Annotated in this window: 19 protein-coding genes; 8 read left to right on the top strand and 11 right to left on the bottom strand. The window is 73.2% G+C overall.

The features are described from left to right. Positions 1 to 23: 23 nt before the first annotated feature. The 3 genes from dapE to AC6H2I_RS13000 all read right to left on the bottom strand — a co-directional run bounded on the left by dapE (position 24) and on the right by AC6H2I_RS13000 (position 3,267). A complete protein-coding gene (gene dapE / locus AC6H2I_RS13010; protein ID WP_497501066.1) occupies positions 24 to 1,202 on the bottom strand; it encodes a succinyl-diaminopimelate desuccinylase in 1,179 nt (392 codons plus the stop codon). Then, positions 1,202 to 2,044: a 2,3,4,5-tetrahydropyridine-2,6-dicarboxylate N-succinyltransferase gene (gene dapD / locus AC6H2I_RS13005; protein ID WP_497501065.1), complete on the bottom strand. Its 843-nt coding sequence runs from the start codon at positions 2,042 to 2,044 to the stop codon at positions 1,202 to 1,204. The genes dapE and dapD overlap by 1 nt, the downstream gene beginning before the upstream one ends. A gap of 548 nt (positions 2,045 to 2,592) precedes the next feature. Next, positions 2,593 to 3,267, bottom strand: coding sequence for a pyrimidine 5'-nucleotidase (locus tag AC6H2I_RS13000; RefSeq protein WP_497501064.1), 675 nt, complete (start codon positions 3,265 to 3,267; stop codon positions 2,593 to 2,595). A 147-nt stretch (positions 3,268 to 3,414) separates the two neighbouring features. Here AC6H2I_RS13000 and AC6H2I_RS12995 point away from each other — a divergent pair, with 147 nt between their 5' ends. The 3 genes from AC6H2I_RS12995 to AC6H2I_RS12985 are packed head-to-tail and all read left to right on the top strand — an operon-like array spanning position 3,415 to position 7,114. Next, positions 3,415 to 5,109, top strand: a complete 1,695-nt coding sequence (locus AC6H2I_RS12995; RefSeq protein ID WP_497501063.1) for a sensor domain-containing diguanylate cyclase — start codon at positions 3,415 to 3,417, stop codon at positions 5,107 to 5,109. Further along, entirely contained in the window at positions 5,106 to 6,428 is a 1,323-nt protein-coding gene (locus AC6H2I_RS12990; protein ID WP_497501062.1) for a DUF2336 domain-containing protein, read from the top strand. The genes AC6H2I_RS12995 and AC6H2I_RS12990 overlap by 4 nt, the downstream gene beginning before the upstream one ends. A gap of 23 nt (positions 6,429 to 6,451) precedes the next feature. Continuing rightward, the gene (locus AC6H2I_RS12985; RefSeq protein ID WP_497501061.1) at positions 6,452 to 7,114 is read left to right on the top strand and encodes a hypothetical protein; all 663 of its coding nucleotides are present in this window, start codon (positions 6,452 to 6,454) and stop codon (positions 7,112 to 7,114) included. A 69-nt stretch (positions 7,115 to 7,183) separates the two neighbouring features. Here the strand turns inward: AC6H2I_RS12985 and phhA are convergent, their stop codons facing one another. From phhA to AC6H2I_RS12945, 8 genes are all read right to left on the bottom strand, one after another. Continuing rightward, the gene (gene phhA / locus AC6H2I_RS12980; protein WP_497501060.1) at positions 7,184 to 8,041 is read right to left on the bottom strand and encodes a phenylalanine 4-monooxygenase; all 858 of its coding nucleotides are present in this window, start codon (positions 8,039 to 8,041) and stop codon (positions 7,184 to 7,186) included. Between the two features lie 90 nt (positions 8,042 to 8,131). Further along, positions 8,132 to 8,782, bottom strand: a complete 651-nt coding sequence (gene upp, locus AC6H2I_RS12975) for a uracil phosphoribosyltransferase (protein ID WP_497501059.1) — start codon at positions 8,780 to 8,782, stop codon at positions 8,132 to 8,134. A 64-nt stretch (positions 8,783 to 8,846) separates the two neighbouring features. Continuing rightward, complete coding sequence (locus AC6H2I_RS12970; RefSeq protein WP_497501058.1) at positions 8,847 to 9,752, bottom strand: diguanylate cyclase; 906 nt, start codon at positions 9,750 to 9,752, stop codon at positions 8,847 to 8,849. A gap of 128 nt (positions 9,753 to 9,880) precedes the next feature. Continuing rightward, positions 9,881 to 10,375, bottom strand: coding sequence for a DUF2165 family protein (locus AC6H2I_RS12965; protein ID WP_497501057.1), 495 nt, complete (start codon positions 10,373 to 10,375; stop codon positions 9,881 to 9,883). Then, a complete protein-coding gene (locus AC6H2I_RS12960) occupies positions 10,372 to 11,016 on the bottom strand; it encodes a phosphoribosylanthranilate isomerase (RefSeq protein WP_497501056.1) in 645 nt (214 codons plus the stop codon). The genes AC6H2I_RS12965 and AC6H2I_RS12960 overlap by 4 nt, the downstream gene beginning before the upstream one ends. Then, a complete protein-coding gene (pyrF, locus tag AC6H2I_RS12955) occupies positions 11,013 to 11,768 on the bottom strand; it encodes an orotidine-5'-phosphate decarboxylase (RefSeq protein ID WP_497501055.1) in 756 nt (251 codons plus the stop codon). The genes AC6H2I_RS12960 and pyrF overlap by 4 nt, the downstream gene beginning before the upstream one ends. 539 nt (positions 11,769 to 12,307) lie before the next feature. Continuing rightward, the gene (locus AC6H2I_RS12950) at positions 12,308 to 13,504 is read right to left on the bottom strand and encodes a phosphoglycerate kinase (protein ID WP_497501054.1); all 1,197 of its coding nucleotides are present in this window, start codon (positions 13,502 to 13,504) and stop codon (positions 12,308 to 12,310) included. Positions 13,505 to 13,655: 151 nt separating this feature from the next. Further along, positions 13,656 to 14,423: an IclR family transcriptional regulator gene (locus AC6H2I_RS12945; protein WP_497501053.1), complete on the bottom strand. Its 768-nt coding sequence runs from the start codon at positions 14,421 to 14,423 to the stop codon at positions 13,656 to 13,658. Between the two features lie 139 nt (positions 14,424 to 14,562). Here AC6H2I_RS12945 and AC6H2I_RS12940 point away from each other — a divergent pair, with 139 nt between their 5' ends. From AC6H2I_RS12940 to AC6H2I_RS12920, 5 genes are read left to right on the top strand one after another with little or no spacing between them, the layout of a single operon-like run. Further along, the gene (locus AC6H2I_RS12940; RefSeq protein ID WP_497501052.1) at positions 14,563 to 15,630 is read left to right on the top strand and encodes a TRAP transporter substrate-binding protein; all 1,068 of its coding nucleotides are present in this window, start codon (positions 14,563 to 14,565) and stop codon (positions 15,628 to 15,630) included. A 19-nt stretch (positions 15,631 to 15,649) separates the two neighbouring features. Further along, positions 15,650 to 16,141 carry a TRAP transporter small permease gene (locus tag AC6H2I_RS12935; RefSeq protein ID WP_497501051.1) on the top strand — a complete coding sequence of 164 codons (492 nt, stop codon included), beginning with the start codon at positions 15,650 to 15,652 and terminating at the stop codon, positions 16,139 to 16,141. A gap of 3 nt (positions 16,142 to 16,144) precedes the next feature. Next, positions 16,145 to 17,458, top strand: a complete 1,314-nt coding sequence (locus tag AC6H2I_RS12930) for a TRAP transporter large permease (protein ID WP_497501050.1) — start codon at positions 16,145 to 16,147, stop codon at positions 17,456 to 17,458. Positions 17,459 to 17,481: 23 nt separating this feature from the next. After that, on the top strand, positions 17,482 to 17,814 hold the full coding sequence (locus AC6H2I_RS12925) for a 2Fe-2S iron-sulfur cluster-binding protein (RefSeq protein WP_497501049.1): 333 nt from the start codon (positions 17,482 to 17,484) through the stop codon (positions 17,812 to 17,814). Beyond that, positions 17,811 to 19,064 carry an NAD(P)/FAD-dependent oxidoreductase gene (locus tag AC6H2I_RS12920; protein WP_497501048.1) on the top strand — a complete coding sequence of 418 codons (1,254 nt, stop codon included), beginning with the start codon at positions 17,811 to 17,813 and terminating at the stop codon, positions 19,062 to 19,064. The genes AC6H2I_RS12925 and AC6H2I_RS12920 overlap by 4 nt, the downstream gene beginning before the upstream one ends. The last annotated feature ends 13 nt before the right edge of the window (positions 19,065 to 19,077 follow it).

The raw sequence follows: 19,077 nt of genomic DNA, 5'->3' as shown, positions 1-19,077 counted from the left end.
CAACCGGGGTCTGGGGGCGGCGGTCAGCGGGGGCTCACGGGCAGCCGGGCGAAGGCGTCGCCCACCACCGCCCGGTAGATGTCGGTTAGCGCGGCGAGATCGTCGAGGGCGACGTGCTCGTCCACCTTGTGCATGGTCTGGCCGACCAGCCCGAACTCCACCACCGGGCAGTGGTCCTTGATGAATCGGGCGTCGGAGGTGCCGCCGGTGGTCGAGTGCTCCGGCCGGTGGCCGGTCACCCGCTCGACCGCGTCGGCCACCAGGTCGGTCAGCGGCCCCGGCGGCGTGAGGAACGAGTCGCCGCTGCAGTGGCAGTCCAGGTCGTAGGACCCGCCGACCGCGTCGAAATGGCCGCGCAGCCAGGATTCCAGCCGCGCCGCGTCGTGCATGTCGTTGAAGCGGATGTTGAAGGTCGCCTTGCCGCAGGGCGGGATCACGTTGTTCGAGGGGTTGCCCACGTCGATGGTGGTGAGCGCCAGGGAGGACGGCTGGAAATGGGCGTTCCCGGCGTCCAGCGGCGCGCGGGTGATGGCGTCGAGCATGCGCACCAGGCGCGGCAGCGGGTTGTCGGCGAGGTGCGGGTAGGCGACGTGCCCCTGCACGCCGTGGACGGTCAGCCGGCCGGTGAAGCTGCCGCGCCGGCCGATCTTCATCATGTCGCCGAGCCGGCGCGGGTTGGTGGGCTCGCCCACCAGGCAGGCGTCGATGCGCTCGCCCCGGGCGCGCAGCCAGTCCAGCACCTTGCGGGTGCCGTTGATGGCCATGCCCTCCTCGTCGCCGGTGATCAGCAGGCTGATCGACCCGGCCGGCCGGCCGCCGTCCTGGAGCGTGCGGGCCACCGCCGCCACGAAGGCCGCGATGGCGCCCTTCATGTCCACCGCGCCGCGGCCGTAGAGGTTGCCGGCGTGGATCTCCGCCCCGAAGGGGTCGACCGACCAGCCCTCCGGCGGGCCCGGCGGCACCACGTCGGTGTGACCGGCGAAGCAGAGGTTGGGCCGGGCCTCGCCGAGGCGGGCGTAGAGGTTGTCGACGGCCGCCTCGCCCGGCGCCGCGAAGCGCAGGCGGTGGCAGGCGAAGCCGAGCCGGCCCAGCGCCCGCTCCAGCACGTCCAGCGCGCCGGCGTCGGCCGGCGTCACGCTGGGGCAGCGGATCAGGGCGCCGGCCAGCGCCACGGGATCGTCGGGCGCGACGGACGGGAGCATCAGTCGCGCAGCAGGTCGTTGATGGAGGTCTTGGCGCGGGTCTGCTCGTCCACCCGCTTGACGATCACGGCGCAATAGAGGCCGGGTCCGGGCGTGCCGTCCGGCAGGGGCTTGCCGGGCAGGCTGCCGGGCACCACCACCGAATAGGCGGGGACGCGCCCGACGAACACCTCGCCGGTGGCGCGGTCGATGATCTTGGTCGAGGCGCTGATGAACACGCCCATGGACAGCACCGACCCGCGCTCGACGATCACCCCTTCGACCACCTCGGAGCGCGCGCCGATGAAGCAATCATCCTCGATGATCACCGGGTTGGCCTGCAGCGGCTCCAGCACGCCGCCGATGCCGACGCCGCCGGAGAGGTGGACGTTGCGCCCGATCTGGGCGCACGACCCGACCGTCACCCAGGTGTCGACCATGGTGCCGGACGCGACGTGGGCGCCGAGGTTCACGAAGGAGGGCATCAGCACCACGCCGGGCGCGATGTGGGCCGAATGGCGCACGACGCAGCCGGGCACGGCGCGGAACCCGGCCTCGCGGAACCGGCCTTCGTCCCAGCCGGCGAACTTCGACGGCACCTTGTCGAACCATGTGGCGCCGCCCGGGCCGCCCTCGATCACCGCCATGTCGTTGAGGCGGAAGGACAGCAGCACTGCCTTCTTGAGCCACTGGTTGACCCGCCAGCCGCCGTCGGCGGGCTCGGCCACCCGCAGCGTCCCGGCGTCGAGCCCGGCCAGCGCGGCCTCGACCGCGTCGCGCACCGGGCCGGTGGTCGAGGCGGACAGCGTGTCGCGGGCGTCCCACGCGGCGTCGATGGCGGGGGCGAGCTGGGCGTCGGTCATGGGCGGAATCCTCGGGCGCTGGCGGCGAAAAAAGGCGGCGAACCATGGGCCGCCCGGCCGCGCCTTGTCAACGGCCTGCCGCGTCGGTTTTGCGCCCTACCATACAAGTCGTGGTCGCGTTGCCGGCCGGCATCGGAAAGGAATGCGATTGAAAAGCGCTTGCTGCGGCGCACAACTTCTTGCGGCACCGCCGCCCCGACAGATCATGTCACCGTACCGATGCGTATTGCGCGGCACCGCCTTCGGCCGACTACTGACATTTCCGTGGCCGGGCAACGAATCCGCTTGCATAGCAAAACAAATTTCCCGACTATAGTCCGCGACAGTGACGCTTGCGCCGTCCAGGCCCGAGTTGGGGAGGAACGTCACCAAATCGAGCACCCTCAAGGGTGCCGACCCTTGGGCGGGCATCCGGCTTCCGGATGACCGCCCGCCGAATGGCGAGAGGGCCCCGGCTTTCTCGCCATTTTCGCGTGTGCGTCGTCGCCATCCCCCCGATTCCCCCGGCGCGGTCGCCGAGGGATGCGCGCGGACGCCCGTGCGCTCCCTTATCCGGGCACCCGCTCCAGCCAGTCCACCAGGTCGTCCACCTCGTGGTCGATGTGGCTGGCGCTGCCGACCCCCCCGCGGTCCGGGCGGGCCCAGTCCGCGTCGGTGCGCACCCACACCGTCGCCATGCCCATGGCGTGGGCCGGCGCCAGGTTGCGGGCGATGTCCTCGACCATGCAGGCGCGGCGTGGGTCGATGGCGTGCCGTGCCACCATCGTTTCGTAAGGGCGGGGGTCCGGCTTGGGCACATAGCCGGCGGCGACGATGTCGAACACCCCGTCGAACCGCCCGGCGATTCCCAGGCGGTCCATCACGTTGGCGGCGTGCGCGGCCGATCCGTTGGTGTAGACCAGCTTCCGCCCGGGCAGCCGCTCGAGGGCGCGGTCGAGGCGCGGACTCGGCGCCACGGGGGTCACGTCGATGGCGTGGACGTAGTCCAGGAAGGGCACGGGGTCGACGTCGTGCTCCACCATCAGGCCGCGCAACGTCGTTCCATGCTCCCGGAAGAACCGTTTCTGCATGGCCCGCGCCTCGTCGTAGGCGATGCCGAAATGATCGGCGATGAAGGCACCGATGCGCCGGTCCACCTGCGCAAACAGGTTACACGAGGCCGGGTAAAGGGTATTGTCGAGGTCGAAGATCCAGGCCTCGACGTCGGGCAGGGCGGTCATCATGCCGAGACAATGGGGCAGGTGGCGCGGCCGGGCAAGGCCGGAACGCCGCCCTGCCGCACCCGCCACGCCGCCGGCCCGGTCGGTGCCCGCCCGCGGTGCGACCGGCGGATTCGGGTGTTGTTAGCTTTTGACGGGTACCGTTCCCACATGCAACCGCCCCACGCGACAGCGGACACTGTTTCCTCCGTCCGTACGCCCGACGCCCCCGACCTGGCGGCGGCGCTGGCCGGATTCCCCGGGCCGGCGCTGCGGCTCGACGCCGACCAGGAGCCGCTGGCCGTCAACGCCGCGGCCGCGGACATGCTGCACCACGATCCGCGCTGGCTGGAGGAGGTGCGGCGTTGGCTGGACGGCGCCAGCGTCGCCCCGGGCCTGCGCTCGACCCCGGTGGAGATGCCGCGCGGGCCGATGGTGGTGGAATGGGCGGCGTCGCCGCTGTCCGACGGCACGACCTTGCTGTTCGGCCGCGACGCCACGCTGGAGCGCCAGCTCCGCCAGACCCTCACCGAGTCGCGGCGGCGCTACAAGGACCTGGTCGAGGTGTCCAGCGACTTCGCCTGGGAGACCGGGCCGGACGGGCGCTTCGTCTTCGTCACCCCGAAGGGGGCGCTGGGCTACGAGCCGGAGGCGCTGATCGGCCGCGATCCGCGCAGCCTGGCGGTCGACGAATGGGGCGACCTGCCGCTGCCCTTCGACACGCGGCGGCCGGTGGATCAGAGCGAGCTGTGGCTGAAGGCCACCGACGGGGCGCCGGCCTGCGTGGTCGCCTCGGCGCTGCCGCTCTTCGGCCCGTCCGGAGAGTGGCTGGGGGCGCGCGGCGTCTGCCGCGACGTGACCGAGCAGGTGCTCCGCTCCGCCGAACTGGCCCGCGTCCGCAACCGCGAGAAGCTGCTGGCGCACGTCGTCCACACGCTGCGCAACCGGCTCGACGCCGCCGAGGCGCTGGCGGTGGCGGTGACCGAGACGGCGCGGGCGCTTGGCGCCGACGGCTGCCGCATCCTGCGGGCCAGCGACGGCGGCCAGTTCGTGCCGGTCGCCGAGTTCGGCGCCGAGGCGCCGGCGGAGCTGGAGCCGGCGGCGCTGGGGGGCACCCTGGCGCGCGTCGCCCGGAGTCCGGAGCCGATCGTCGGCGCGCTCGGCGGAAACCGGCTGCTGGCCTGCCGGACCGAGCACCAGCGTGCGGTCAACGGCGCGGTGCTGGTGTGGCGCGGCGACGACGCCGACCCCTGGGACGACGAGGACCGCCAGCTCATCGCCGGTGTCGCCGACCACATCGGCCTGGCCCACGCCCACCTCGCCTACCAGGAACGCCTGCGCCGCCTGTCGGAGCGCGACGGCCTGACCGGGCTGTTCAACCGCCGCACCTTCTTCGAGCGGCTCGACGAGCAGCTGACCCGGCCCGAGGCCGGGCCCTCGACCCTGCTCTACGTGGACCTCGACAACTTCAAGGCGGTCAACGACCTGCACGGCCACCAGCAGGGCGATCTCGTGCTCAAGGCGATCGGTGCGCTGCTGACCGGCGGGGTGCGGCCGGGCGACCTGCCGGGGCGGCTGGGCGGCGACGAGTTCGTGCTGTGGCTGGGGCGCACCGATGCCGACCGGGCGCGGGTGGTCGCCGAGCGGCTGCTGGCCGGCATCGCCGACCTCGGCTACCTCTCGGCCAGCCCCGACAAGCCGCTCGGCCTGTCGATCGGCCTGGCCGTGCACCGACCGGACAGCGGCGAGGGCGTTCAGGAGTTGACCGATCGCGCGGATGCCGCCATGTACGCGGCCAAGGCGGGCGGCAAGGGCAGCTACGCCTTCGCTCCCGCCCCTTCGCCCGCGCCGGAGACCGCATCGTGAGCCCCCGCGCCTCGACCCCGCCCGGCCCGTCGGCCACGCTCGACCCGAGCGACTACGACGCCGCCAAGGAGATGGTGCGCAGCGCCGATCCCGCGGTGCGGCGCCGGGTCGCCGAACACCCCGAGGCCAAGCCGGAGCTGCTCTACTACCTCGCCGCCGACGCCGCGGCGGAGGTGCGCCGGGCGCTGGCCACCAACGCCGGGACGCCGCGCCAGGCCGACCTGCTGCTGGCCAAGGACCGCGAGGAGTCGGTGCGCGGCGCGCTGGCCCGCAAGATCGCCCGGCTGGTGCCCGACCTGCCGGCCAGCCAGCTCTCGCAGATCGAGCGGATGACCATGGACTGCCTGGAGACGCTGGCCCGCGACCAGGCGTCGGAGGTCCGCGGCATCCTGGCCGACACCCTGAAGGACCTGCCCAACGCCCCCCACGCGGTGATCAACGCGCTGGCCCGCGACGTCGAGTTGCAGGTGTGCGGGCCGGTGCTGCGCCACTCGCCGATCCTCACCGAGGACGACCTTCTCGACATCATCCTGCTGGGTCCGGTGGCGGGGGCGCTGTCGGCCATCGCCGGCCGGCGCGGCGTGTCCGCCTCGGTGGCCGACGCCATCGCGCGGTCGGAGGACGACGTGGCGGTGTCGGCGCTGCTCGCCAACCCGTCGGCGCAGATCCGCGAGGAGACCCTCGACCGCATCGTCGACCAGGCGCCGCGGCACGAGCCGTGGCACGCGCCCCTGGTGCGCCGCCCCCGCCTGCCGGCGCGCGCCGTGGCGCGGCTCGCCAGCTTTGTCGCCGACAACCTTCTGAAGGTCCTGCAGGACCGCACGGATCTGGAGCCAGGCGCGGCGGAGAAGCTGGCCGAGGCGGTGCGCGAGCGCGTCGGCAAGGGCCCCAACGGCCAGCGTCCCGGCGGCCCGGTCGACCTGTGGGGCGAGGAGGGCGCCGCCGGCGACAAATCCGAGGAGCGGCCGGGCGACCGCGCCGCCCGTCTGCACAAGGAGGGCAAGCTCACCGAGAAGCTCCTGGAGAACTCCCTCGTCGAAGGCGACCGTGCCTTCGTGATGGCGGCGCTGGGGCTGCTGGCCGACATCCCCGTCGGCGTCGTCGACCGCATCATCGCCACCCACGCGCCGCGCGCGGTGACCTCCCTGGTGTGGCGCACCGGCATGTCCATGCGCTTCGCCCGGCAGGTCCAGCTCCGCCTGGCGCAGATTCCGCCGAAGACGGCACTGAACGCCCGCGAGGGTGTTCTCTACCCGTTGACCGAGGACGACATGCGCTGGCAGCTCGAGTTCTTCGGCATCGATTCCTCCGCCAAATGAGCGGCAACCCGGAGCGTTCGGCGATGCGCCTTCCCGGTCTGATCATCCTATCCGCGCTGCTGGCACCCGCGGCCCTGGCCCCTTTGGCCGTCGCCCCGCCCGTGCTGGCGGCGCCCGCGGCGGCGCCCAGCGAGGAGGAGCGCGCGGTCGCCGCGGTGTTCGACACGGCGCGCGCCGCCTTGGCGGCGGGCGACGGGGCGGCCGTGCTGCCGCTGCTGTCGCGCGACAGCGTCAGCGCGCTGGAGGGGGTGCGCCGGGCGGCCCGCGCCGGCGACCGGGCCAGCCTGGTGCGCCTCGGACCGGCGGAGAAGTTCGCGGCGCTGGGCCTGCGCCGCTATCTCGAGCCGGCGGCGCTGCGGCGGATGACGGTGGCCGACATCGCCGACCACGCCATGGCCCGGGGCTGGCTCGGCCCCAACGCCGTCGCCCAGAGCGCGCTCGGCCCGGTCCGGGTGCGCGGCGACCGCGCCTCGGCCATCCTGCTGGTGAAGAACCGCCCCTCGCCGGTCCCCGCCGATTTTGTGCGCGAGGGCGGGGCGTGGCGCATCGACATCACCGGCGTGCTGGCGTTCGGCGGGTCCATGCTGCAGGGGCTGGCGGCGCTGGCCGGCAAGACCGACGAGGTGTTCATCGCCGAGTTGCTGGACCGCCTGGCCCGGCGCGCGCCGCCGACGGTGGTGCGCTGACGCGGCGGCCGGCCGTCGCCAGCGGCGTCGCCCCTCCTCGGCCGGTCGTCCCGGCGCTGTCGGTCGCGCCTATTCCGCGGCCATCCGCCGGGCGCGGTGATGCTGGCCGGTGCCGCGCTGAAACACCGCGTCGCCGGCCCGGACGGTGGCGGGGTCCAGCACCGGCCGCCGCCGCAGCCGCTCGTAGACCGGCCGCAGGTCCTGCCTCAGCGCCGTGAACAGCTGGTCGTAGCCGTCGATGACGAAGTAGGTCTGCTGATAGTCGTCGATCCGGTAGTCGGTGCGCATCACCCGCTCCAGGTCGAAGCCGACCCGGTTGGGCGAGGCGTCCTCCAGGCTCCACACCGACTCGCCCCGCGAGGAGACGATGCCGGCGCCGTAGATGCGCAACGCCCCGCGGTCGCGGATCAGCCCGAACTCCACCGTGTACCAATAGAGCCGGCCCAGCAGGTCGAGGCAGCCCAGCCGCGTCGCCTCCCGGCCGGCCCGGCCGTAGGCGTGCATGAACTCGGCGAACACGGGGTTCATCAGCAGCGGCACATGGCCGAAGGTGTCGTGGAAGAGATCGGGTTCCTCCAGGTAGTCCAGCTGCTCGGGCGGGCGGATCCACACCGTCACCGGGAAGCGGCGGTTGGCGAGGTGCTCGAAGAACACGTTGCCGGGCACCAGCCCGGGCACCGCGACGATCCGCCAGCCGGTCGCCGGCTCCATCCGCGCGGTGAGCCGCTCGAAGTCGGGGACGCGGTCGGCGGGCATGGCGAGGGCGTGCAGCGCGTCGAGGAAGGCGGGGGCGGCGCGCCCCTTCAGGACCTCCTCCTGGCGGCGGAACAGGGTGCGCCACGTGGCGTGGTCCCGATCGGTGTAGGCATCCCAGCGCTGGTCGAGGGTGAAGTCGGGGCGGACACCCGGCGGTGGCTGCGCAACCATGGATCGCCTCCTCCTTTTCCATAACTATGGGGTCGGGAGGGGGCGGGGCAACGGGGCGCGGGCGGCGCGGGCGGCACCCCGGCGGGGTGCCTATTTCGTGCCGAACATGCGGTCGCCGGCGTCGCCCAGGCCGGGCACGATGTAGTCGTGGTCGTCGAGGTGGCTGTCGAGCGAGGCCGTGAAGACCTTGATGCGGGGGTGGGCGGCGGCGAACACGCGCATGCCCTCCGGCGCCGCCACCAGCGCCAGGAAGCGGATGTTCTCGTCGTCGACGCCGTGGCGGTTCAGCACGTCGCAGGCGTGGACGGCGGAGTTGCCGGTGGCCAGCATCGGGTCGACGACGACGAACAGGCGCCCCTCGGCCTCGGGCAGCTTGACCAGGTACTCCACCGGCAGGTGGGTCTCGGGGTCGCGGTAGAGGCCGATGTGGCCTTCGCGGGCCGAGGGCACCAGCTCGTGCAGGCCCTGCGCCATGCCGAGGCCGGCCCGCAGCACCGGCACGATGGCCAGCTTCTTGCCCGACAGCATGGGCGCGTCCATGGGTTCCATGGGCGTGTCGATGCGCTCGGTGGTCAGCGGCAGGTCGCGGGTGATCTCGTAGCCCATCAGCAAGGAGATCTCGCGCAGCAGGTTGCGGAAGCCGCTGGTCGAGCGCTGCTTGTCGCGCATCAGCGTCAGCTTGTGCTGGATCAGCGGGTGGTCGAGGATGAAGAGGTTGGGAAAATCGGGATGGGTGCGCATCGAATCCCCGTTTCGCGTCCTGTACGCGCCGATCCTAGCGCGCCCCGCGGTCCGGCGATAGCGCCTAGACCGGGCGCGCGTCGGCGGGCGGCGGCTCCGGCATGTCCCGGCCGTAGCGAACCACCCGGTTCCGGCCGCTGTTCTTGGCGTGGTAGAGCGCCCGGTCGGCGCGCACCACCAGCTCGTCCAGGGTGGCGTCGTCGCTCGCCTCGACCAGGCCGAAGGAGGCGGTGACCTTCAAGATGCGGCCGTCGGGAAGGGCGATGGCGCTGTCCATCAGGTCGGCGCGCAGCCGCTCGATGACCTGCCAGCCGTCCTCCAGGACGGTTTCCTTCAGGCACACCAGGAACTCTTCGCCGCCCATGCGGAAGGCCTCGTCGAAGCTGCGGATGCCGCGGCTGACCACCGCCGCCATGGCCGCCAGCACGCGGTCGCCGATGTCGTGCCCGTAGGTGTCGTTGACGGCCTTGAACTTGTCGATGTCGCACAGCGCCACGCAGAACGGCTGGCCGGTGCGGCGGAAGCGGTTCATCTCGCGCTCCAGCGCCTCGTGCATGCCGCGGCGCGAGCGCAGCCCGGTCAGCGGGTCGAGGCCGGAGGCGGCGGCGCCGAACGCCCGCTCCATGCGGCGCAGCAGGGTGACGAACGCCTCGAAGCGGCCGATCACCGATTCGTACTCGGCCTCGTCCGGCGGCTCGCCGTTGGCCGCCTTCAGCAGCACCAGCCGGGCCTGGCGGTGCATCTGCTCGTGCATCTCCACCAGCCGCTCGATCGCCGGCTGGTGGGTCAGCTCCTCCTTGCGGACGGCGGCGCACCAGCGGGCGAAGGCGGCGGGTGCGGCGGCGTGCTCGCCGCCCTGGCCGGAGCGGTAGAAGGCGGCGCGGTGCCATTGGCCGACCCAGCGCAGGTGCTCGTCCAGGACGGCGCCGAGCCCCTCGGCGGAGGATCGCGGGGTGTCGGACTCGGTCATGGGGTTCCTGCGCGACGCGGCCGTCGGGGACGTGGCGACCCCAGCAATCTAGCGCGTGCGGGCCGCCACCGCCATGCGGCCAAGGGGGGTCAACCGAAGGGACGGGGGGTGCCCCGACCGGGTGCCGGTCAGGGGCTGTCGGTGTCGCCACCGCAGAGGTGCAGCAGGGCGATGCCGACCATGCTGAGGAAGATGGCGGCGCTGTGCTGGCCGTTCCAGGTCGACGACTGCCACATGGCGAACCATTCCCCGCCGATCCCGATGAAGCCGACGGCGTAGAGCAGGAAGCCGGCGGTCAGCCCGGCGATGCCCGGCCGCCTGGCGCGCGCCATCGCCGCGGCGTCGCGCCGGCGCGCCCGCCACAGCCGCCAGGAGCCCCACCAGCACAGGGCGGCGGTCAGGATCTGCCAGCCGATGATCAGCATGTAGGCGGCGTGGTGCAGCGCCGGCGCGTCGATCGCCCGCCACATCAGCGACGGGCTGCGGAAGGTGGTGTCCATCGCCAGCACGTGCTGCACGAAGGCGAAGTTGCTGGCGTAGTCGGTGACGTTGCCAAGCGCAACGAGGGTGAAGAACACGGCCACGCCTGCCAGCAGGGCCAGGCGCGACGCGCGGGCGTTCACAGCGCCCTCGCCGCGTCGAGGAAGGCGCGCACCCTGGCCGGGTCCTTATGGCCGGGGCGGTCCTCGACGCCCGACGACACGTCGACCGCGGTGGCGCCAGTTTCGCGCACCGCATCGGCCAGATTGCCGTCGTTCAGGCCGCCCGACAGCATCCACGGGCGCGGCCAGGTGCGGCCGTGCAGCAGGGTCCAGTCGAAGGCCAGGCCGTTGCCCCCGGGCAGGGCGGCCACCCGGGCCGGCGGCTTGGCGTCGAACAGCAGCCAGTCCGCGGCCGCGGCGTAGCCGAGGGCGCGGGTCAGGTCGTCCGGGCCGCCCACCGTGATGGCCTTCATCACCGGGACGCGGAACGCCGCCTTCACCGTCGCCACCCGCTCCGGCGTCTCCGCGCCGTGGAGCTGCAGCACGTCGAGGGGGACCTGGCTCACCACGTGCTCCAGGAAATCGTCGTCGGCGTCGACGAACAGCCCCACCGTCCGCACCCCCGTGGGCACGAGCCGGGCCAGCTCGGCCGCCATCGCCGGCGCGACCGACCGCGGCGACGGGGCGTAGAAGACGAAGCCGATCCAGCGTGCGCCCCCGCCGACCGCGGCGCGCAGCGCCTCCGGTTCGGTGATGCCGCAGATCTTGGACTGGACGGTCACGGCGCGCCTCCCGCCGTGACCGCCCCGGCCCTCGCCCGGTCGCTGGGTGCGGCGATCTCCCCGGCGATGCGGCGGGCGGCGGCGGCCGGGTCGGGCTGGCTGGTGATCGGCCGGCCGATCACCAGGTGGTCGGCGCCGGCGGCCATCGCCTCGGCCGGGGTCATCACCCGCTTCTGGTCGCCGGCGGCCGCCCAGGTCGGGCGGATGCCCGGCACCATCAGCACGAAGCCGGGGCCGCAGGCGCGGCGCAGCTCCGCCACCTCGGCGGGCGCGCAGATCACGCCGTCCAGCCCGCAGTCCCGGGCGAGGCGGGCCAGCCGCTCGACCTGGGCCGCGGCCGGGGCAGACTGGCCGACCGCCTCGAGGTCGCCGTCGTCGAGGCTGGTCAGCACCGTCACGCCCAGCAGCCGCGGCCGGCCCGGCCCGGCCGCCGCCGCGGCCTGCGCGGCGGCGCGCATCATCGCCGGCCCGCCCGCCGCATGGACGGTCAGAAAGGTCGGGGCCAGCGGCAGCACCGCGCGGACCGCGCCGGCCACCGTGTTGGGGATGTCGTGGAGCTTGAGATCGAGGAACAGCGGCGGTCCGTCGGCGCCGACCACGGCCTGCACCCCGGCCGGGCCGTTGGCCATGAAGAACTCCAGGCCCAGCTTGACGCCGCCGACCAGCCCGGCCAGCGCGCCGGCGAGGTCGCGGGCGGCCTCCCGCTCGGTCGTGTCGATGGCGCAGAAGATGGGCGAAGCCGCGGCGCTCATGCTGGTCCCTCGGTGTCCGGTGCGGAGTCACGGGACCCTAGCAGCATTCGCCGCCGGCCTCCAGGGCCGGCCATGGGGGACGGGCGATGGGGTGGGTGGCGCGGACGGTGGGAGGGCCCTGGCCGGCTACCCGGCCAGGGCGTCCAGTGCCAGGAACAGGCCGTAGCCGAGGCCGACCGCGACCAGCCACGAGGCGAGGAGCATGGCCAGCCACACCAGCACCAGCCGGACGCCGCGCAACGACTCCTCCCGCGGTGGCGCCGTCCGGTCGGTCAGGACCAGGCGCGGTGCGGTCGCGGCGACCGGCCTGGAAGGGACCGGTGTCGGCCGCCCGGGGGGCGGCGCAAGGGTGGGGGTGGCGACTTGGTGCATGGCGGCGCCCGGCGGTGGAAGGTGGCGGCGATCGGCTGGGGGTAGGGACAAGGTACGCCCCGATCGCACGGAGTGCCCGCATGCAACGGCGGTACACCCCGGGACTCCCGTCGGGGCGGGCGGTGCGGACGGGGTACGCCGTTCCCCGTCCGCACACCCGGGGTGCGCTACGTCCGCGCGAGCGCCGCGACGCCGGGCAGGGTCTTGCCTTCCAGCCACTCCAGGAAGGCGCCACCGGCGGCCGAGACGTAGGTGAACGATCCGTCCACGCCGGCCTGGCCGAGGGCGGCCACGGTGTCGCCGCCGCCCGCCACCGACAGCAGGTCGCCGTCCTCGGTGCGCTTGGCCACGACACCGGCGACCGCGTTGGTGCCGGCGTCGAAGGGGGCGATCTCGAAGGCGCCGAGCGGCCCGTTCCACACCACCGTCTTGGCGCCCTGGATCTTCAGGGTCAGGAACTCCACGGTCTTCGGCCCGACGTCCAGCGCCATCTCGTCGGCGCCGATGGCGTCGGCGGCGGCGGCGCGGCTGGCGGCGCCGGCCTTGAACTCCCTGGCGACGATGAAGTCGACCGGCAGCAGCAGCTCGCAGCCCGCCGCCTTGGCGGTCTCCATGATGGCGCGGGCCTGGTCGGCCATGTCCTTCTCGCACAGGGAGGCGCCGACGTCGGTGCCCTGGGCGTAGAGGAAGGTGTTGGCCATGCCGCCGCCCAGAACCAGCATGTCGACCCGCTTCACCAGGTTGCCCAGCAGGTCGAGCTTGGTGGAGATCTTGGCGCCGCCGACCACCGCGCACACCGGGCGCTCCGGCTTCTCCAGCGCCTTGCCCAGCGCCTCCAGTTCGGCCTGCATCAGCCGGCCGGCGGCGGCCGGCAGGTGGTGGGCCACGCCCTCGGTGGAGGCGTGGGCACGGTGGGCGGCGGAGAACGCGTCGTTGACGTAGAGGTCGCCCAGCGCCGCCATGGCCGAGGCGAAGGCCGCCTCGTTCTTCTCCTCCTCGGCGTGGAAGCGGGTGTTCTCCAGCAGCACCATGGCGCCGGGGGCGAGGGCGTCGATGGCGGCCTTGGCGGCGGGGCCGACACAATCCTCGGCGAACGCGACCTCCTGGCCGACCGCCTTGGACAGGGCCGGCAGCACCAGGCGCAGCGAGTTCTTGGCGTCGGGCCCGCCCTTGGGCCGGCCGAAGTGGGAGAGGATGGCGACCTTGGCGCCCTTGGACGCCAGCTCCGTCAGGGTCGGGGCGAGGCGGTCGATGCGGGTGGTGTCGCTGACCTGGCCGTCCTTCACCGGCACGTTCAGGTCGGCGCGGACCAGCACCGTTTTTCCGGTCACGTCGAGGTCGTCGATGGTGTTGAAATCGGGCATGGCCGCGAGCTCCACTGGGTCTGATTTTGCCGCAACCGAAGCACAGGGCGCCGCGCATTGCAACGGCGCCCGGGTCGCAGGGACCCGCCGCGGGGCGACCCCGCCCGGACGAGCGGGGGAGCCCCTGCGCGCCCGGGCGGCCGCCGCGGGATCAGGAGGCGGCGGCGATCGCCTGGGCGCAGTCCCGCAGCACGCCGACGCGCAGGCGGCGCGCCGCCTCGTCGGCGAATCGCGGGCTGGGGCCGACGACGCCCAGCGCGCCGACCAGGGTGTCGTCGGGGCGCAGCACCGGCACCGCCAGGGAGGACACGCCCTCCTCGAACTCCCCCTCCACATGGGCGTAGCCGCGCGCGACCGTGTCGGCGAGGTCGCGCCGCACCTCGTCGAGGCTGCGCTTGGTGGTCCGGGTGAAGGGCTGGAGCGGCAGGTCGGCCAGCAGCCGCTCGCGGTCGGCGGGGGCGCTGTAGGCGAGCAGGGCGCGGCCCAGGCCGGTGGGCAGCAGCGGCAGCCGGGTGCCCATGGTGAAGCCCATGGTGATCATGTGCGGCTCCCCCGGGGAATGGGCGACGTAGACCGCCTCGCCGCCGTCGAGCATGGCGAAGGAGATCGCTTCGCCCAGGCGCCCGGAAAAGGCGTGGAGGATCGGCATGATCGACTTGCCGACCTGGCGCCCCTGCAGGAATCCCGCGGCCAGCCGCAGCACCCGCGGGGTCAGGGTGTAGACCCGGTTGCGGCACTCCAGGTAACCGAGATGCTCCAGGGTCAGGACCAGCCGGCGGGCGACCGTGCGGTTCAGCCCGGTCTTGCGGGCGATGTCGGGAATGGTCATGGCGTGGTCGCCGGCCCCGAACGCTTCCACCACGTCCAGGCCCTTGGCGAAGGTGAGGGAAATGTCCTTATCAGACACGGGGTTGTTCATGCGAATTCTTCCAATTCCACGCTTGACGGCCGCCCGGCAGCGATCCCTATAATCGGGCAGGTGAGCGATAATAGCTCCGATGATCGATAATCGCTCATGTGAGGCGAAACGTACAGGGTAAAAAAAGGGGAACAGGGTTATGAAGACAGCAGCCAACGCTCTCAAGTCCGCGGCCACCGCCACCGCCGCCGCCGCCGCCGCCGTCGCCGCGGTCGTCACCGGGTGCGCCTCGTGCCTCGGCGTCGCCCAGGCCGCCGACGTCAATCTGCGCTACGCCCACTTCATGCCCCAGGGCAGCTGGCAGCACGACAAGATGTTCGATGCCTGGGCCAAGGCGGTCGAGGCCGAGTCCGGCGGGCGCATCGGCGTCACCGTGTTCCCCGCCCAGACCCTGGGCAAGGCGCCGGCGGGGTACGACAACGCCAAGACCGGCATCGCCGACATCGCCTGGACGGTCCAGGGCTACACCGCCAACCGCTTCCCCTTGAGCCAGATCGTCGAGCTGCCGGGCCTGTTCGAGACCGGCGCCGTCGGCTCCTGCGCGTTCCAGAAGCTGTATGACAGCGGCGCGCTGGATGCGGAGTACAAGGAGACCCACGTCCTCTACGTCCACACCCACGGCCCCGGGCACCTGCACACCAAGGACAAGGCCGTGACCACCCTGGACGACCTGAAGGGGCTGAAGATCCGCCGCCCGACGGAGGTCGTGGGCGAGCTGCTGAGCCAGCTCGGCGCGGAGCCCGTGGGCATGCCCGCCCCGGCGACCTACGAGGCGATGCAGCGCGGCGCCATCGACGGCTACATGCTGCCGTGGGAGTCGGTGAAGAGCTTCCGCACCTATGAGGTGGGCAGCCAGCACACCGATTTCGGCTTCTACTCCCTGGCGTTCGTGGTCGCCATGAACAAGGCGGCCTACGAGGCGCTGCCGGCCGATCTCAAGGCGGTGGTCGACGCCAACTCCGGCATGAAGTGGGCGGTGGTCGCCGGGCGCGGCTACGACCAGGGCGACAAGGACGGCATCGCCCAGATCGCGGCGACCGGCGGGCAGATCCACGCGCTGAGCGCCGCCGAGCGCCCGGCCTGGGAGGCCGCCGCCGCCCGCGCCACCAAGGCCTATCTCGACAAGCTGGACTCCCAGGGGCTGCCGGGCACCGCGACCTACGAGAAGGTCAAGGGCTACGTCGCCGCCTGCAAGGCCGAACTCTGACGCAGGGGCGGACCCCTCCATGGAACGCCTGATCCGGATCTTCGACTGGATCGCGTTCGCGGCGACGGTGGCGATGCTCGCCGTCGTCGTCGAGAGCGTGGCGGCGCGCGCCCTGTTCGACGCCACCGGGGGCACGGTCAATCTGATCGTCCCCGGTGCCATCGAAGTGGCGAGCTATTCCCTGCTCATCCTGGTCTTCGCGGCGCTGCCGCGGGCGGCGCTCGGCGGGCTGGTCAGCGTCGACCTGCTGGTCGGCGCCCTGCCGGGATGGCTGCGCCGGGCCCTGGAACGGGCCTGGGACCTGGTGCTGGCCGCCTTCGGCGGCATCCTCGCGTGGCTGTTCGGTGAAAAGACGCTGACCATGGCCGCGCGCGGCGACGCCACTCAGGACCTGCAGGTGCCGCTCTACCTCATCTACGGGACGCTGACCCTGTTCTGCCTCGGGCTCGCCGCCACCGGCGTGTGGCTCGCGCTGAGGCGGTTCAAGCCGGCGAAGCCCACGGGAGTCTGAGCCTTGGACCCATTGACGATCGGGTTGATCGGCATCGCCGCCGTGCTGGCGCTGCTTGCCGTCGGCTGCCCCGTCGGGCTGTCGATGATCCTCGTCGGCGCCGGTGGCTTCGCCGCCATCGTCGGCGTCGCCCCGGCCTTGCAGGTGATCGAGACCGGCGCCTTCGAAACCGCCTCCAACTACTCCTTCACCCTGATCCCGCTGTTCCTGCTGATGGGCAGCCTGGCGTCGCGGGCGGGGCTGTCCAAGGACCTGTTCGACGCCGCCCGCTTCTTCACCCGGGGCTGGAACGGCGGCCTGGCGCTGGCCGCGGTGACCGGCAGCGCGGCCTTCTCCGCGGTGTCCGGCTCGTCGCTGGCGACCGCCTCGACGATGACCCGCGTCGCCTATCCGGAGATGCGGCGCCAGGGCTACCACCCGCGCCTGGCGGCCGGGGCGCTGGCGGCCGGCGGCACGCTGGGCATCATGATCCCGCCCTCGGTGGCGCTGCTGCTCTATGGCCTGATCACCGAGACCTCGGTCGGCGACATGTTCCTGGCCGGCTTCCTGCCGGGGTTGCTGGCCTATTCCCTCTACCTCGTCACCGTGATGATCATGGCGCGGCACTGGCGCCCCGATCCCGCGGCGGCGGAGGGCGGTGCCGACGACGGCGCCGCCACCCTGGGCGCTGCGCTGCGCCAGTTCGCCCCGGTGGCGCTGCTGTTCGGGCTGGTGATGGGCGGCCTCTACGGCGGCCTCTTCACCCCCACCGAGGCCGGCGGTGTCGGCGCCTTCCTGGCGCTGGTGCTGGCGCTGTGGCGGGGCCTGACCTGGGACGGCTTCCGCGAGGCCGTGGTGGAGACGGTGGCGGTCACCGCCACCATCTTCGTCATCCTCATCGGCGCCGAGGTCTTCGGCTTCCTGCTGTCGGTCAGCCAGATCTCCTTCGCCATGGTCGACATGATCCAGGCCTACGGGCTGGCCCCGTGGCAGGTGATGGCGGCCATCGTCGTCTTCTACATCGTCATGGGCTGCTTCCTGGAGAGCCTGGCGATGATCCTGCTGACCGTGCCGATCTTCTTTCCCGTGGTGGTGGCCAGCGGCTTCGACCCGATCTGGTTCGGCGTGATCGCCGTGGTGACGGTGGAGACCGGCCTGATCTCGCCGCCGGTCGGCATGAACCTCTTCGTGGTCAAGGGGGCGGTGGAGGACCTGAAGCTCGGCGACGTCATGGTGGGGGTGCTGCCCTTCGTCCTCGCCGACGTGGTGCGCCTGGCCATCCTCGTCGCCTTCCCGGCGATTTCCCTGTACCTGCCCCGCCTGCTGGGCGGCGGCTGATCCCGATCTCACGAGGACCCATCATGAGCGAGACGGTCACGATCACGTTCCGGCTGCCCGACGGCGCGCTCGTCGCGGTCGACGCCCCGGTCGGCCAGAGCGTCATGCAGGCCGCCGTCTTCAACAACGTCGAGGGCGTCGAGGCGGAGTGCGGCGGCAGCTGCATGTGCGCCACCTGCCACGTCTACGCCGACCCCGCCGTCGCCGCCCGCCTCGCCCCGCCGGACGAGGAGGAGGAGGCGATGCTGGAGGAGACGGCGGCGGAACGCCGCGCCGAAAGCCGGCTGAGCTGCCAGATCCCGGTGGTGCCGGCGCTGGCCGGTGCGGTCTTCACGGTGCCGGAGCGCCAGTCGTGAGCCGCGGGCCGGCCGGCGGGGTGGCCATCGTCGGCGCCTCCCACGCCGGGGTCCAGGCGGCGGCCAGCCTGCGCGAGCTGGGCTATGCCGGGCCGGTGCGGCTGATCGACGCCGCGACGGCGCGGCCCTACCAGCGCCCGCCGCTCTCCAAAGCCTACCTCGCCGGCGCCGTCGACGCCGCGGCGCTGGCCCTGCGCGGCCCCGACTTCTTCGCCGCCAAGGGCATCGAGCTGATCGCCGGCGCCCGGGTGCGCGGGCTGGAGGCCGACGGAAGGCGGCTGCGGCTGGAGCCGGCGGGCGGCGCCCCCCAGGCGGTCCCCGAGGAGATCGCCTGCGACCACCTGGTCCTGGCGACCGGCGCCCTGGCCCGGCCGCTGCCGGTGCCGGGCGGCGACGACGCGGCGGTGGTGACCCTGCGCACCCTGGCCGACGCCGACGCCCTGCGCGGCCGCCTCGCCGCCGCCACCCGCGTGGTGGTGGTGGGCGCCGGCTTCATCGGGCTGGAGGTCGCCGCCACCGCCCGCACCCTGGGCAAGGCGGTCAGCGTCGTAGAGAGCGAGGGGCGGGTGCTGGCCCGCCTGTTCCCGCCGGTGCTGTCCGGCTTCCTGGAGGCGCGGCACCGCGCCGCCGGCACCGCCTTCCTGTTCTCCGCCCGGGTGGTGGCGGTGGAGCCGTTGGCCGACGGGGGGCGGCGGGTGCGGCTGGCCGACGGGCGGGCGCTCAAGGCCGACCTGGTGGTGGTGGGCATCGGCGCGGTGGCGGACGTGGTCCTGGCCGGCGCGCTCGACCTGCCCGGCGGCGACGGCATTCCGGTCGACGCGGACTGCGCCACCGCGGCGCCGGGCGTCCACGCCGCCGGCGACTGCGCCGCCTGGGCCGACCCCCTGACCGGCGTGGCGCGCCGCACCGAATCCGTCCAGAACGCGGTGGACCAGGCCAAGACCGTGGCCGCCGCCATCGCCGGGGCGCCGCGCCCGCCGCGCGCCGCGCCGTGGTTCTGGTCGGACCAGCTGGACCTCAAGATCCAGATGGTCGGCGACGCCCTGGACGCCGACGACGTGGTCTGCCGCGGCCGCACGGAGGAGGGGCGGTTCTCCCTCTTCCACTACCGCGGCGACCGTCTGGTCCGCGTCGATTCCGTCAACCGGCCGGCCGACCACATTGCCGCCCGCCGCCTGGTCGGCGCCGGCGTCGACCTGCCCAAGGCGGTGGCCGCCGATCCCGAACGCCGTCTGAAGGACGTGGCGTGACGGCGCCGGCCGC

Source organism: Azospirillum sp. NS33, from assembly GCF_059703765.1.
This window is presented reverse-complemented; position numbering and strand designations above follow the sequence as displayed.